This is a genomic window from Pseudomonas sp. B6001, assembly GCF_013386015.1.
GTDB lineage: Bacteria > Pseudomonadota > Gammaproteobacteria > Pseudomonadales > Pseudomonadaceae > Aquipseudomonas.
Map to the genome: position 1 here is coordinate 201,301 of NZ_JACAOX010000001.1, position 13,639 is coordinate 214,939.

16 protein-coding genes are annotated in these 13,639 nt (G+C 62.3%); 4 read left to right on the top strand and 12 right to left on the bottom strand.

All coding sequences use genetic code 11. The features are described from left to right. The first annotated feature begins 84 nt into the window (after positions 1-84). The 4 genes from HX821_RS00965 (at position 85) to HX821_RS00980 (ending at position 2,464) form a co-directional block, all read left to right on the top strand. Entirely contained in the window at positions 85-1,278 is a 1,194-nt protein-coding gene (locus tag HX821_RS00965) for an MFS transporter (protein ID WP_177035138.1), read from the top strand. Between the two features lie 85 nt (positions 1,279-1,363). Further along, the gene (locus HX821_RS00970; protein ID WP_177035139.1) at positions 1,364-1,711 is read left to right on the top strand and encodes a hypothetical protein; all 348 of its coding nucleotides are present in this window, start codon (positions 1,364-1,366) and stop codon (positions 1,709-1,711) included. A gap of 48 nt (positions 1,712-1,759) precedes the next feature. Then, positions 1,760-2,026 carry a hypothetical protein gene (locus HX821_RS00975; RefSeq protein WP_087692767.1) on the top strand — a complete coding sequence of 89 codons (267 nt, stop codon included), beginning with the start codon at positions 1,760-1,762 and terminating at the stop codon, positions 2,024-2,026. A gap of 57 nt (positions 2,027-2,083) precedes the next feature. Then, on the top strand, positions 2,084-2,464 hold the full coding sequence (locus tag HX821_RS00980; protein WP_087692768.1) for a Rho termination factor N-terminal domain-containing protein: 381 nt from the start codon (positions 2,084-2,086) through the stop codon (positions 2,462-2,464). 128 nt (positions 2,465-2,592) lie between these two features. On the opposite strand, the gene HX821_RS00985 is transcribed toward HX821_RS00980, so the two are convergent. The 12 genes from HX821_RS00985 to tmk form a co-directional block, all read right to left on the bottom strand. Next, on the bottom strand, positions 2,593-3,321 hold the full coding sequence (locus tag HX821_RS00985) for a bifunctional 2-polyprenyl-6-hydroxyphenol methylase/3-demethylubiquinol 3-O-methyltransferase UbiG (RefSeq protein ID WP_177035140.1): 729 nt from the start codon (positions 3,319-3,321) through the stop codon (positions 2,593-2,595). 38 nt (positions 3,322-3,359) lie between these two features. Beyond that, positions 3,360-4,280 (bottom strand): PfkB family carbohydrate kinase, encoded by a 921-nt coding sequence (locus HX821_RS00990; RefSeq protein ID WP_177035141.1) that lies wholly within the window; start codon positions 4,278-4,280, stop codon positions 3,360-3,362. Further along, on the bottom strand, positions 4,273-5,739 hold the full coding sequence (locus tag HX821_RS00995) for a cytosine permease (protein WP_008434943.1): 1,467 nt from the start codon (positions 5,737-5,739) through the stop codon (positions 4,273-4,275). The genes HX821_RS00990 and HX821_RS00995 overlap by 8 nt, the downstream gene beginning before the upstream one ends. A 193-nt stretch (positions 5,740-5,932) precedes the next feature. Continuing rightward, positions 5,933-6,934: an ADP-ribosylglycohydrolase family protein gene (locus HX821_RS01000; protein WP_004371263.1), complete on the bottom strand. Its 1,002-nt coding sequence runs from the start codon at positions 6,932-6,934 to the stop codon at positions 5,933-5,935. Beyond that, positions 6,931-7,644 carry a GntR family transcriptional regulator gene (locus HX821_RS01005; RefSeq protein WP_177035142.1) on the bottom strand — a complete coding sequence of 238 codons (714 nt, stop codon included), beginning with the start codon at positions 7,642-7,644 and terminating at the stop codon, positions 6,931-6,933. The genes HX821_RS01000 and HX821_RS01005 overlap by 4 nt, the downstream gene beginning before the upstream one ends. Before the next feature lie 70 nt (positions 7,645-7,714). Further along, positions 7,715-8,275: a DUF1285 domain-containing protein gene (locus HX821_RS01010; protein ID WP_102369697.1), complete on the bottom strand. Its 561-nt coding sequence runs from the start codon at positions 8,273-8,275 to the stop codon at positions 7,715-7,717. 17 nt (positions 8,276-8,292) lie between these two features. After that, complete coding sequence (locus HX821_RS01015; protein ID WP_004371272.1) at positions 8,293-8,898, bottom strand: DUF4823 domain-containing protein; 606 nt, start codon at positions 8,896-8,898, stop codon at positions 8,293-8,295. A gap of 75 nt (positions 8,899-8,973) precedes the next feature. Then, positions 8,974-9,942: a GTP 3',8-cyclase MoaA gene (locus HX821_RS01020; RefSeq protein WP_004371275.1), complete on the bottom strand. Its 969-nt coding sequence runs from the start codon at positions 9,940-9,942 to the stop codon at positions 8,974-8,976. 139 nt (positions 9,943-10,081) lie between these two features. Continuing rightward, positions 10,082-10,735 (bottom strand): TetR/AcrR family transcriptional regulator, encoded by a 654-nt coding sequence (locus HX821_RS01025; RefSeq protein WP_004371278.1) that lies wholly within the window; start codon positions 10,733-10,735, stop codon positions 10,082-10,084. Between the two features lie 438 nt (positions 10,736-11,173). Then, positions 11,174-11,959, bottom strand: coding sequence for a TatD family hydrolase (locus HX821_RS01030; protein ID WP_017475806.1), 786 nt, complete (start codon positions 11,957-11,959; stop codon positions 11,174-11,176). A gap of 63 nt (positions 11,960-12,022) precedes the next feature. Beyond that, on the bottom strand, positions 12,023-13,012 hold the full coding sequence (locus tag HX821_RS01035) for a DNA polymerase III subunit delta' (protein WP_004371282.1): 990 nt from the start codon (positions 13,010-13,012) through the stop codon (positions 12,023-12,025). Continuing rightward, a complete protein-coding gene (gene tmk, locus HX821_RS01040; RefSeq protein WP_008434959.1) occupies positions 13,005-13,637 on the bottom strand; it encodes a dTMP kinase in 633 nt (210 codons plus the stop codon). The genes HX821_RS01035 and tmk overlap by 8 nt, the downstream gene beginning before the upstream one ends. Positions 13,638-13,639: the final 2 nt, after the last annotated feature.

Sequence of the window (13,639 nt, forward strand, 5' to 3'; positions counted from 1 at the left end):
CAAGCGCCGCGAACCACAGAACAATCCCACGTGCCGTGCATGGTAAAAAGTTGGGCATAAATCCAACAGACGCAAGGCTCCCCCATGCACGCCTCACCTGCGGTCGGCGGAAAACTGTTCGCCCTTTTCTGCCTCGCCAGCTACCTGCTTTCCCTGTCCTATGGCTCGACATTCTTGCTGTCGCTGCTGATCCATTCGCGCGGCGGCAACGAACACGACGCCGGCAGCGTGATCTCCATGGCGATGCTCAGCACCTTTGTGGCGGTGCTGGTTTCCGGGCATCTGGCCGACCTGCTGGGGGCTGCCAGGTCGATCGCCCTGCTCGGCCTGTTGCTGGTGGTGGCGTGCCTGGGCTTTGCGCTGGCGCCGGGGTTCGGCGAGGGCTTGATGCTTTTTGGCTTGTCGTTGGGGTTGGGCTGGGGCGTCTTCTATACGCTGGGTCCGATCATCGTGGCGATGCTGGTGGAACCGGCGCAACGGGCCAAGTATTTTGCCCTGCTGTCGGGCAGCATGATGACCGGAATCGGCTCCGGGCCACTGCTGGGGCGGGCGGCAAGTGCCCTGGATTTTTCGCTGACGGCGGCCTTTCATATAGCAGCGCTGGCGAGCCTGGTGGGTGTGCTGATTTTCTGGCGACTGGGTCGCGCGCTGAGTCAACACACCGCGCCGGTGGCGAAGATTTCCTGGTCAGCGACACGCAAGGTGCTGTCGTCCCGGGCGGTGTTCGCGATCATCATGGTGGGCCTCGGCGGTTGCGTGTTTGGCGGGCTGTCGAGTTTCCAGACCAGCTACGCGGCGTTGCACGGGCTGGACTATTCGCTGTTCTTCCTGGGCTTCATGAGTGCGGCGATTACCAGCCGCCTGCTGATCGCCGGCATCGTGGTCAAGCGTGATCCGTATTGGGCGGCGTGTGTGTTGTCGGGGTTGATGCTGGTGTCGATTTTCCTGTTCGGGTTCAGGGTCAGCGGCAACTACAGCTACCTGCTGGCGGCCGTCACCCTGGGCATCGGTTACGGCCTGACGTATTCGGTGATCAATGGTTTGGCCGCCAACGAGGCACCCGCCGGCACCACCTCCCAGGCGTTGCTGCTGTTCAGCCTGGCGTACTTTATCGGGGTGTTCGGTTTCCCGCTGCTGGCGGGCAAGGTCATCGTCGAATACGGCATGCCGACCCTGTTGATGAGCGTACTGGCGGTGGCGCTGCTCAATTGGCTGATCACGGTGGCGCGGTTGATCTGGCGCCGAATCTCGTCACACAAAATCTTACAAGCGACCTAAGACCGTTCGTCGGTATCGAGGCACGAATCACAAACGGGGGCGGACCAATATCAGGTAAGGACATTAATCATATGGAGACACCATCATGACGACTTCCAAATTTGCCGCCCTCGCCCTCACCGGTTTGCTGTCTGCTGTTTCGCTGAGCAGCTTTGCCGCCACCACAGGTTCCAGCACCGGCCCGACCGACCCTGTCGGCAGCCCGCCAAGCCCGGCCACCCGGGAGTCGAATGACTCAATGGGCACTGGCCTGGACACCAACGGCGGCGCCATCATCGACAACAGCAGGGACCCACGCACCCAGGGCGACGACACCAATCGCAACAGCGGTGCGGTGCCTAACGGCAAAATGGGCCCAGGTGCCACTTCGCCCTCGATCAATAAAGGCGATGACTCCAACATCCCCGGCGCGCCAAAACAGCCAGCGCCTTAATGCGCAAGAAAGACGAACACCCAACCATTTCCCAGTGAAGAGGTATGCATGAACGTCGATCACAACCTTGAAAAAGAAGTCCTCACCCGTCTGCTCCACGCTCATCCCAGTGGGTTGGGCAAAGAAGTGCTGGACAACTACCGAGGTGAAAAAGTGGTGGCCAGCGCCTTGGCCACCTTGCAGGACCGCGGGTGGATCAAGGAAGGCCATGTGACCTGCAACGATGCCGGTGAACATTCGCTGAACCTGCCGATCAAGCTCACCGCGTCCGGCGTGGAAGCGGCTCGCAAGCTTGAAAGCGAAGCGAGCCAATAACACACCTTGCCTGGTCTGGCCCTTGTATCTTGTATGAGGGCCAGAAGGAGTATCGCAATGCCTCGTGGAAGCAAAGCCAAATACACCACCGAACAGAAGCGCAAGGCCGCCCATATCGAAGAGAGTTATGAGCACCAGGGCTTGTCGAAAGAAGAAGCCGAGGCGCGGGCCTGGGCCACCGTCAACAAGCAGTCTGGCGGCGGCGAAAAGGCCGGCGGTTCAGGCCAGCGCAAGGCGCCGGCGAAGAAGTCCCAGGACCGGCATGAGTCGGCCAAGCGGGCTGCGGCCAGTCGTGAGGGGCATCCGCGTAACAGCCGGGTTTCGCTGGGTACGCAGACCAAGGAAAGCTTGCTGAGAGAAGCGCGTGCCAAGGACATTCCCGGGCGCTCGACCATGCGCAAGGATGAGTTGATTGAGGCGCTGAAAAAGGCCGGTTAACGCGGAACAAAATGTGGGAGCGGGCTTGCTCGCGAAAGCGGTGTATCAGTGCCAGATTCATTGGCTGAGCCACCGCATTCGCGAGCAAGCCCGCTCCCACATTTTTGGTCGGGTTTTCACCCAAGGAATCAGCGGTGGGCGGCCACCAGTAGCATCATTGGGCGTTCAAGCTCTTCTGCCAGTACGGGACGGGCTTTCAGGTCCGCTTCGCTCGGGCCCCACTCGTCGACATGAGTCAGGGTAAACCCCGCCTGGATCAACAGCGTCAGCAACGTGCCCACGGTGCGATGCTGCTTGATCACGCCATCCGCCAGCCAGTTTGTCACCCGTGGTCCTTGCAACTGGTAGCTGTCCACCGGCCAGCTCTTTCGCCCTTGCTCATCAACCAGCCAGCCCGGCTGCCGGGGCGCCATGAAGATCGGATGCTCGATGGAAAATACCAACCGCCCGCCCGGCACCAACGCTTGATGGATACGCGCGAACAGGCCTTTCAGATCGACGATGTAATGAAACGCCAATGAGCTGTAGGCCAGGTCGAAAGTGGCGTCAGGCAGCTCGAGTTTTTCCAGGTCGGCAATGGCGTAGGTGATGGCCGAAGAGGACGTCATCTCCTTTGCCCGCGCCAGCATCTTTTGCGAGACATCCAGCCCCAGCACCTGTTCGGCGCCCTGCTCCTGCGCCCAGCGACTGAACCAGCCGTAGCCGCAACCCAGGTCTACGACTTTCAATCCCGACATGGGCGGCAGCATGGATTGCAACGCCGGCCACTCCGGCGCGCCGGCGAGGCCTTCTACCGAGCGACCCATTTTGCTGTAGCCCTCGAAGAAAACCTCGGTGTCGTAGATGTTCTGGGTCATGACGCTGCTCCGTGCTGAATGGCGACTATTCTGCCGAATCAGCCCTCGCTCAACAACGCATCCACTTCAGCCGTGCCCGGTGAGGTGGCCGGCCCCCAGCGCGTGACCGCCAAGGCCGCCGCCGCGTTCGCGCGACGTGCCGCGACAGCTGGCGCCAAACCATTGGCCAGGCCAGCGATAAACACCCCGGCGTGAGCATCGCCGGCACCGTTGCTGTCCACCGCCTTGACCTTGAATCCCGGCACATGCTCGCCCTGGCCATTACGGCTGATCCAGCAGCCATTCGGTCCATCGCGAACCACCAGCAAGGTGTCGGCGGGCAAGTGCTCGTTGAGCTTGAGCAATGCCCCCGCCAGATCGCTCGCGCCGGTAAAGGCCAGCGCTTCCGGACCGTTGCTGGTCCAGATATCGATACGCGGCAACAGGGCGACCATCAAGGCCGAGTCCGGTGCCTTCACCAGCGGGCCCGGATCGAACACCACCGTGATCTGGCGCGGCAATGCCAATAGCCAATCGAGCAACGCCTGGGCCTTGCCTTCCAGCAGCAGGCTGTAGCCACTGACGTACACGTAGTCGTCGTCGCGTGGTACCGCATTGGCCAGGTCTTGCGCCAGCAAGTCACCCTCAGCGCCAATATGGGAAATGAAGGTGCGCTCGGTAGTGGCTTCGGTCAGGGACACACACAGGCCTGTGTCCTTGTCGTCGCTGGCGGCCAGGGCCATTTCAATGCCCTCGGCCTGCATCGCCGCGCGCGCCAGGTCGCCGAAGCGGCCGGTGCCATGGCGGCCCAGGTAGACCACCGGCAAGCCGTTGCGTCGGGCCGCGGCCATCACGTTGAAGCCACCGCCGGCTTCGAAGCTGGCGGAGTTGGCCAATACATCGCCACCGGTGGCAGGCAATGTGTCGAGGGACATGACCAGGTCAACGATGACCTGGCCGCTGTGCAGCAATCTAGACATTAGCGCTCTCTACCAAAGCCGGGCGACGATCAGCCGCGCCACCCAGTACCGCATAAATCCCGCCGGCCACCAGGAAGGTGACGATCCAGCCCAGGCCGTTGTGGCCCAGCCACGAATCGGACAGCGGCCCGGCGAACCAGATGTTCTCGGCCGTGGTGCCGATGGTGGTGAAGCTGAAGCCCAGCACGATCGCAATCGCCCAGGCGCCGAACGCACGCCATTCAACTCCGCCACGGTACCAGTAGGCGCTGCTTGGCGTTACGTCCAGCAGGTCTTTGGGGCTGTAGTAGTGGCGATGAATCAGGTCGACCACAAAGATCCCGACCCAGGCGGTGATCGGTACCGCCAGCAACGAGATGAAGGTGATGAACGGGCCGTAGAAGCTGTCGGCGATCAGCATGAAGTAGATCGAACCGGCGAAGATCGCAACGATGTCGACGATCACCGCGTGCACGCGCTTGACCTTCAAACCGAGGGTCAAGGTGGTGAGCCCCGCCGAGTACACCGACAGGTTATTCGACAGCAACAGCCCGCCAAACGCGGTGATCAGGTACGGCACCGCCATCCAGGTCGGCAGCATGTCGCGAATCGCGATGATCGGGTCAGTGGCCGACGCCAGGTCGTTGTTGCCCACCGACAGCAAACCGCCGAGGGTGATCAACAGCACCAGCGGAATCCCCGCACCGAATGCCGCGGAGGCCACCAGGCGCACGGCCTTGACGCTGCGGTGCTGGTAGCGCGACATGTCGGCACCGGCGTTGGCCCAGCCGATACCCGTACCGGCCGCCATGGTGCCGACGCCGATGATCATCGCGCTCAACGGCGCAGGCGTGGCGTTGAACACCGCGCTCCAATCGATGGTGGCGCAGAGGAAACCGCCCACCAGGATATTCAGCGCGCCGAACACGTAGGTGGCCCACTTCTGGATCACCAGCAAGGTGGCGTGGCCCAGGCCCGATACGGCGAGGGTCAGCAGCACGAAAATGCCAATGAACAGCAGGGTCAGTACCGGCGCGCTTTTGGCGGCAACCGGCGAGTTGAACAGGATCGAGCACAACGACAACAGCACGAACGCAGCCGTAGTGGTGTTGACGGTTTCCCAGCCGAGGCGCGACATCAGCGACACCAGCGTCGGCCCGATATTGCCGCGTACGCCAAAGATCGCCCGGGACAGGGTCAGGCTCGGTGCACGGCCACGACGGCCGGCGATGGAGATGATGCCCACCACCGCAAACGAGCCGGCGGCGCCGAGGATCGCCACGATGATTGCCTGCCAGATCGCCAGGCCGCGAAACGCTACGAGGGTCGCGCCCAGGGGCAAGCCGAGGATGCTGATGTTGGCCGCAAACCAGACCCAGAACAGTTGCAGCGGATGGCCGTTGCACTCGCCTTCCGGGACCGGCTCGATGCCGCGTGTTTCCAATTGCCCGGCGCTTTGGCCGGAAGAGGACGTACTCATGGTGGGGTGCTCCTGATGCCTGTTTTTTTGTGGTTGTGGCAGGTTGGCAAGTTGAATCTGTGTTCCGGTCTTCCTGACTCGACTGGATCAATGTGTGGCTTGCCTGCGATAGCGTGGTGTCAGTCGATGATTCATCAACTGATCGACCGCTATCGCAGGCAAGCCAGCTCCCACATGTTTCGATCTGCGGTGCTCAGCGCAGCTCGAGCAGGCCTTGGACCAAGGGTTCCAGGTCCAGGCGGTTAACCTGCTTGACCTGTTCGATCATCGCCTCAGGCCAGCACTGCATCCCCAGGCACGCACCGAGCATCGCGCCGAGAATCGCCGCGATGGTGTCGGTGTCGCCGCCGAGGCTGGCGGCCATGCACAGGGCTTCGATGGCGTTCATTTCACCCACCGCGACTTGCTGCGCGAGGGCAAACGACACCACCACCGATTCCTGGGACGCCACGGAGGTGCCGATCAATTCGTAAAGCAGGTCGGTAAACAGCGCCTTGTCGCCGCTGTCGACACTCAAGGTGCGCGCCCAACTGATGCGGGTGGCGATGCGCCCGCCGGCAATCCAGTGGCCGTGGTTTTCCGCCTGCTGGGCGATCTGCGTGCCGATGTTCAGCGCTTCGCCCAGATCGACGCCGTTGATCCCGGCGGAAACCACCGCCGCTACCGCCGCCGCGCTGGAGATGCCCAGGTTGGTGTTATGGGTGACCTGGCACGCCTGGATCACCGCCTGGATAAACTGCGCCGGGTCGTTGACGTCCGCCGCGATGCCCACCGGGGTGATGCGCATGGCGGCGCCGTTGGTGGTGCCGTAGCGCCCGGACTCTTCCGGGGTATGGCCCGCCAGGATCATGTCGATCGCCCGTTTGGTTGACGGGCCCAGCAAATCCTGGGACCCCTTGGCGCGCATCACCGCTTCCCAGTCGATCAAACGTTGGGCGAGTTCGGTGGGTTCAATCCTGCCCTGCCCGTCCACCAGCAACTGGCCGACGAGGATCGCCTGTTCGGTGTCATCGGTGATCGAGCCCTTGGGCATGTTCGGCGCGATCGGCTGATCGGCGTCGGCATCTTCCAGGCCGGTGATCGCGCCGAAACGCGCCTTGACCTGCTCGCGGCTCAGGGACTGGGTGGGCATGCCCAACGCATCGCCCAAGGCCAGGCCGTAGAAGGCGCCGAGGGCGCGGGTGGTGGCGGTCATGTCGGTGTTCCAAATTGAAGGTGCAAGCGGAAATGCAGAGGGTCGAGCAAGCTTTCGACGGACTCCATGAAGCGGTCCTGGCGGTCGTAGGTGGTGCGCAGGGCCTTGAGGAACACCGTGCCCACCGGGCGCCCCAGGAGCTGGGCGTCTTCTTCGCTCAGAGGCTCGGCACCGATCCATTGGTTGCCGGTGGCGCCGACATAGCCATAGGCCGCCAGGGTGATGGTCAGGGAATTATCGATCAGGCCGACTTGCGGCAGGCTTTCGAGGCCACCCGAGGCCGGCATCAGCGAGCGCTCCAGGGACACGAACGTGCCGTCGGCAGCGCGACGGCGGCGGTCGAGGGCGATGAATTGGTCGCTGCCGTGACGGCTGAGCAGGTCCGGACGGGTGACGGCTTCCAGGCGCAGGATTTCGGAGGTCACCACCGCGCCGGTGTCGGCCAGGGCTTGGGCCCAGCCGCTGCGCTGGTCGAGCACCATGCCGTCGAAGGTGACGATGGAGCCGACACCGCTTTGGGTGGCGATGTAGCTGCGGCGCTTGAGTTCGGCCAGGGCTTCACGCAGGGTGCCGCGGCTGACGGAAAACTCTTCGGCCAGTTGGTGCTCGCCCGGCAGCAGGACACCGTCGGCCATCACTCCACCCTCGATACGGCGGATCAGCTCGTCGACGACGCGTTTTTTCTTATCAAATCGGACATGTCTAATCATGTACAAATTGATAACCGAAAGCGCCCGGCTACAGCAAGCGAATTATTTCAGGGAGAGCGAGAAATCAGCCTCAGGGCTCCAGGCCGATGGGGAAAAATACCCCGCCGCTCCAGACGCCAAGCCAGTTCTTACCGTTGATCGGACGGGTCACCGCCAGCTCCACCAGCTGGTAGAACGCATTGCGGTGAACCAGGGCTTCGAGGTTGGTGCGCACCCGCAGGTATGGCGAGGGTTCCTGGGTGTCCGGGTCGATCACCACCCGCAGCGGATGCTCGATACCGGCCTCGACCTGCTCATCCACGTTGGTGGTAAAGCGCAGGACCTGGCTTTCGCCCTGCCCTTCGACTTCCAGGGTCACGGCGACGAAGGGCGCGTCATCGACCTTGATCCCGACCTTTTCCACCGGGGTGATCAGGAAATAATCATCGCCATCGCGGCGGATGATGTTGGAGAACAGCTTGACCATCGGCTTGCGGCCAATCGGCGTGCCCATGTAGAACCAGGTGCCGTCACGGGCGATGCGCATGTCGATATCGCCGCAAAACGCCGGGTTCCACAGATGCACCGGCGCGGGCCCCTTGCCCTTGGGCAATTGCGCCAACAACTCATTGGCCTTGGCCGAATCGGTCATGCTGCTCTCCTTGTGTCTTACTGATCGCTCATGCCCAACAGGCTGCGCGCGTAGTGCGCCAGGGGCTTGCCGATCAGATCTTCAGGCTTGTTGTCGTGGAACGTCAGTAAACCGCCACGGCTATGGATGCGCACAGTATCAATCAAATATTGGGTACTGGTCTCGATCAACATGACCTGGATGGTTCCGGTGTCGATACCCAGGCGATCCACCGCCTCCTGGTCAGACCATTCATCGGCGTTGCCGATACGGTCATCCGCCTGGGCAAAGCGGCAGTACAAGAGGTAATGCGCGCCGGCTGCGCGGGCTTCAGACATCGCCTGTTCCAGGCCTTCCGGCTTGCGGGCGCGGCGGACCATCGGGAAATATTCGACAAAGCCGTTGAAGGCTTCCTCGGCCACCACGTTAGGCCGTGGATAAGCACTGCCCGGCGGGGTGAAGGCGCCCTGGGCGATGAAGACGAAGGAGTCGGGCTGTATGCGGACCGAATTGACGCGGCGAGTATCGCTGTGGTCCAGCAGCCCGGCATCGCTCATCTGATAGCGCGTGCCTTCGGCCATATCACTGACGGTCATGCAGCCACCCAGCGCGAGTGACGCCAGCACCAAAACCAGACTACGCATCCTAATTCTCCAAAGGCCGGTGACGGAAAACCGGCGAATGGGCACGAGATGCAGATTTTGCGCCAGCTTGCGAGACTAGCCGCCGATGATCTTCATGATGGTGGCGCCGCCGGAGAAGGCCACTTCCTGCTTGTCACCCAAGGCCTTGACCAACAAGCGCTGCAAGGCCGGCAGGGCCTGGTGGCGGGGTTTGTCCAGCAGGTCGCCGACGTAGTGGCGGTTGCTCGACGACAGGCAGCCATGCAGCCAGCCGGTGGACGACAGGCGCAAACGCGAACAGGTCCGGCAGAACGGCACGCTTTCGTTGGCGATGACACCGAAGAAACCTTTGCCGGGCACTTCGTAGCGCACGGCAGTGGCGTCCACCGGGGCGTTGGCTTGCAGGTATTCGTACTGTTCGCCGATCAGGCTGAGCAATTGCTGGAGGCTGACGAATTGCTGCAGGAACGCGTTGGAATCGTTGGCCAGGTGGCCCATGCGCATCAATTCGATAAAGCGCAACTCGTAGCCACGCTCCAGGCAGTAGTCGAGCAGCGGCATCACCTGGTCGAGGTTCTGGCCGCGCAGCGGCACCATGTTGACCTTGATCTTGATTCCGGCGGCGCTCGCCTGGTCCATGCCATCGAGCACGGTGGCCAGGTCGCCACCGCGAGCGATGCTGCGGAAGGCGTCGGCGTCCAGGGTGTCGAGGGACACGTTGATCCGGCGAATCCCGGCGTCCACCAGCAGCGGCAGTTTGCGCGCCAGCAGTTGGCCGTTGGTGGTCAGGCTGATATCACTGAGCCCCATCTGCCCCACCGCGCCCATGAAGGCTTCCAGCTTGGGGCTGACCAACGGTTCACCGCCGGTAATCCGCAGGCGCTCGATGCCGGCGGCCTCGATCAGGTACTCGACACCCCGCGCCATCGCCTCGGCCGACAGTTCGTCCTGCGCAGCCACCAGCCGCTTGCCGTTGGGCACGCAGTAGGTACAGGCGTAATTGCAGGCTGAGGTCAGGCTGATCCGCAAATTGCGGAATCGCCTGCCTTGACGATCAACGATCATGGATCACTCCGGCAGAGGATAATTCGGGCGCACTAAAACCTGACTGAAAAATCAAGTTTTAGCAAGGTCCTTGCCTGAGTATATTCCTGGGTTACTGCGCTGGGCAGGAAATCATATCGCCATCACGCTGGCGAATGATTCAAGTGGCCGGCGTTTCGGCGTTCGGCAAATCGGTGCTGTGCTTGCGCTTGTTGCCCATGCGCACGCCGATGTCCATCAGGAACTGGAAGAAACCTTCCTGGTCTTCCAGCACATTGCTCCAGAACGGCGAGTGGTACAACGCCACGGCGCCGTGCACCAACGCCCAGGCGGCGCAGTAGTGGAAATACGGTGGCACGTCTTCGAGCTTGCCTTCGCTGATGCGGCCCTTGATCAGCAGGGTCAGGCGCTCGAAGTTCGAGGCACGGATCTTGTGCAGCTCCTCGACCATTTCCGGCACCTGATGGCCCTTCACCACTTTTTCTTCCAGGCGATCAAACAAGCGGTAGCGCTGCGGGTCACGCATGCGGAACTCGAAGTAGGCGCGGGACAGCGCTTCCTTGTCCTTGTCGACATCGGCCGAGTGCAGCAGCTCGTTCAGGTCGCGCTCGTAGTCGAGCATCAGGCGCAGGTAGATCTCGGCCTTGGACTTGAAGTGCTTGTAGATGGTGCCTTTGCCGATACCCACGGCATCCGCAATCATCTCGACGGTGACGCTGTCTTCACCCTGGTCGAGGAACAGCTTGAGTGCGGTGTCGAGAATTTCCTGCTCGCGGCGGCGAAACTCACGGACCTTGCGGGGTTCTTTGTGCATAAGAAAAAGGTCTGCAGAGATGGATATTGGAAGGGCGTTCGCTCCCCAAGCCGTGCTTGTCGGAACGTTTTACCCGGTGCGCGGGATTATCCCGACTGAACGGTCGTTGGGCAACGCCTATATGAACAACCTTTGCACTTAACTTACAGCACGCCAACGAATGTGCCGATTCGAGTCAGAAATAAAACAGGTGATTGGCGCGTGTGCATCGCATCCAATGAGAACTCAACCGAAGCGGGCGTATTCCAAATCTGTTTAAAAAACGATCAGATGTGGCTGGACTGAATCGGATACTGATCAATACTTGAAATGTCGGCGTGGCATCTCCCCCAAGTGACGCGTCGACCTGGGTACCGACGGACTGCGTACCCTTGTTTTACTCCTAATGGTCTTAGCCCGGATTCACCCCCCAGAACCCGGGTTTTTTTTGCCTGCGATTCAGTGGCCGACGTGGGCCAGCGGGAACAGGCGCTTGAAGTTTTCGGTGGTCTGTTCGGCAAAGCGCTCGTAGGACTCGCCCCGCAGCATCGCCAGGTAATCCGCCACATCCCGTACGTATTCCGGCAGGTTGGGTTTGCCGCGATGGGGAATTGGCGCCAGGTACGGCGAATCGGTTTCCACCAGCAGGCGGTCTGCCGGGACCTGGCGCGCGACATCGCGCAGGGCATCGGCGTTGCGGAAGGTCACGATGCCCGACAAGGAAATGTAGAAACCAAGGTCCAGCGCGGCCTTGGCCATGTCCCAGTCTTCAGTGAAGCAATGCAGCACACCAGCCTGGGGCAGCGCGGCTTCGCGCAGCAGGGTCAGGGTGTCGGCACGGGCGCCACGGGTGTGGACGATCACCGGCTTGCCAGTCTGCTGGGCGGCTTGCAGGTGCAGACGGAACGACGCCTGCTGCAACTCGGCAGCTTCCGGTTCGTAGTGGTAATCCAGGCCGGTCTCACCGATGGCCACCACGCGCGGGTGATTGAGTTCACCGAGCAGCCAGTCGAGGGCCGGGGCTTCGCCGGGCTTGAGGTCCAGCGGGTGAATGCCCACCGAGCAGTCGACATCCGCATAACGATCGGCCAGGGCTTTGACGTCGGCGGCGTTTTCCGCGCTGACGCCGATGCACAGGAAGTGCCCTACCCCACGCTGGCGCGCAGCTTCAAGGGCGGCGTCGAGGGAGCCGCCGTGCTGGGCCAGGTCGAGGCGATCAAGGTGGCAATGGGAATCTACGAGCATAGGGATCTACAACTTGAGTCACGGAAAGTGTCTGGCCAACGATACACCCGTCGGCCACTGAAATTAACGGCGGCCGAGCAAACCGACCCACTGCACCAGCAAGGCCTCAAGCAACAGCACGCGATTGAGGTTGGCCTTGCCGAGGACTTTCTGGCGTTGGGCGAGGATCCAGTCCTGGATGTTCAGCACCTTGTCCTGGGCGCTCTTCTGCGCCAGGTATTGCACGACTTTGCGCATGTCCGGCAGCCCAAGGCCGTTTTCGTCCTGGGTCAGCTGGTAGCGCAGGATCAGGCTCGACCAGTCGCAAAACCAGTCGAACAGCAGCAGCAAGGGAATGTCTTTCCAGGCGCTTTCGGCCAGTTGCGTGGCCGACACTTCCTGCTTGAGCAGTTTCTTCACCCCGTCCACCACCAGCGCACGCTGTTCACGCACGCCCTGGGCCTGGAGCTTGACCGCCGCCAGAGGCGAACCGGCCGCCAGGGTCAGCAACTCGACGCGCTCCGCCTCGCCGCAGTCCGGCAACGCCTGGGCCAGCCACTGCAGGCTCATGGCTTCGCTCGGCAACGGGCAGGCCTGCTGCACGCAGCGGCTGCGAATGGTCGGCAGCAGGCGGCTGGACTGGTGGCTGACCAGCAGCAGCACGGTATCGCCGGACGGTTCTTCCAGGCTCTTGAGCAAGGCGTTGGCGGCGTTGATGTTCATCGACTCCACCGGTTCGATCAGCACCACCTTGCGCCCGCCCATCTGCGCGGTCTGCACCACGAAGCTGACCAGATCACGCACCTGGTCGACCTTGATCGCCTTGTCGGCCTCTTCCGGTTCCAGCAGATAGTTGTCCGGGTGGCTGCCGGCCTTGAGCAGCATGCAGGATTTACATTCGCCGCAGGCTTCCAGGCCGTTGGGCCGCTGGCACAACAAGCTGGCCATCAGCCGCTCGGCCAGGGCGCGCTTGCCGATGCCCACCGGGCCGTGGAGCAGGTAGGCGTGGGCGTGCTGGGCACGGCCCGCCAGTTGCTGCCAGAGGCTGTCCTGCCACGGGTAGGCTTCAGCCACGGACACGCTCCACAAGCTTCGGCAACAGGGCGTCAATGCACTGCTGAACCTGAGTCAACGGTTGTGCGGCGTCCAACAGGTAGTAACGGGCGGGGTCGGCTTCGGCGCGCTTGAGAAACGCGCCGCGCACAGCTTCAAAAAAGACTCGGGTTTCCAGTTCGAAACGATCGAGGCGACCCCGGGCGGTGGCACGGGCCATGCCGACTTCCACCGGGAGATCGAACACCAGGGTCAGGTCGGGCCGCAAATCGCCCTGGACGAAGGTTTCCAAGGCCGCAATGCGCTCCAGGGACAAGCCACGGCCGCCGCCCTGATAGGCATAGGTGGAATCGGTAAACCGGTCACAAATCACCACGGCGCCCCGGGCCAGTGCCGGGCGAATGACTTCGGCCAGGTGCTGGGCGCGGGCGGCGAACACCAGCAACAGTTCGGTGTCGGGGTTCATCTGTTCGTCGCCCGGGGTCAGCAGCACTTCACGGATACGCTCGGCCAGTGGCGTGCCGCCAGGCTCACGGGTCAGCAGCACCTCGATACCTTCGGCGCGCAGGCGCTCGGCCAGGTATTCACGGTTGGTGCTCTTGCCGGCGCCTTCCGGGCCTTCCAGGGTAATAAACAAGCCAGTCACAG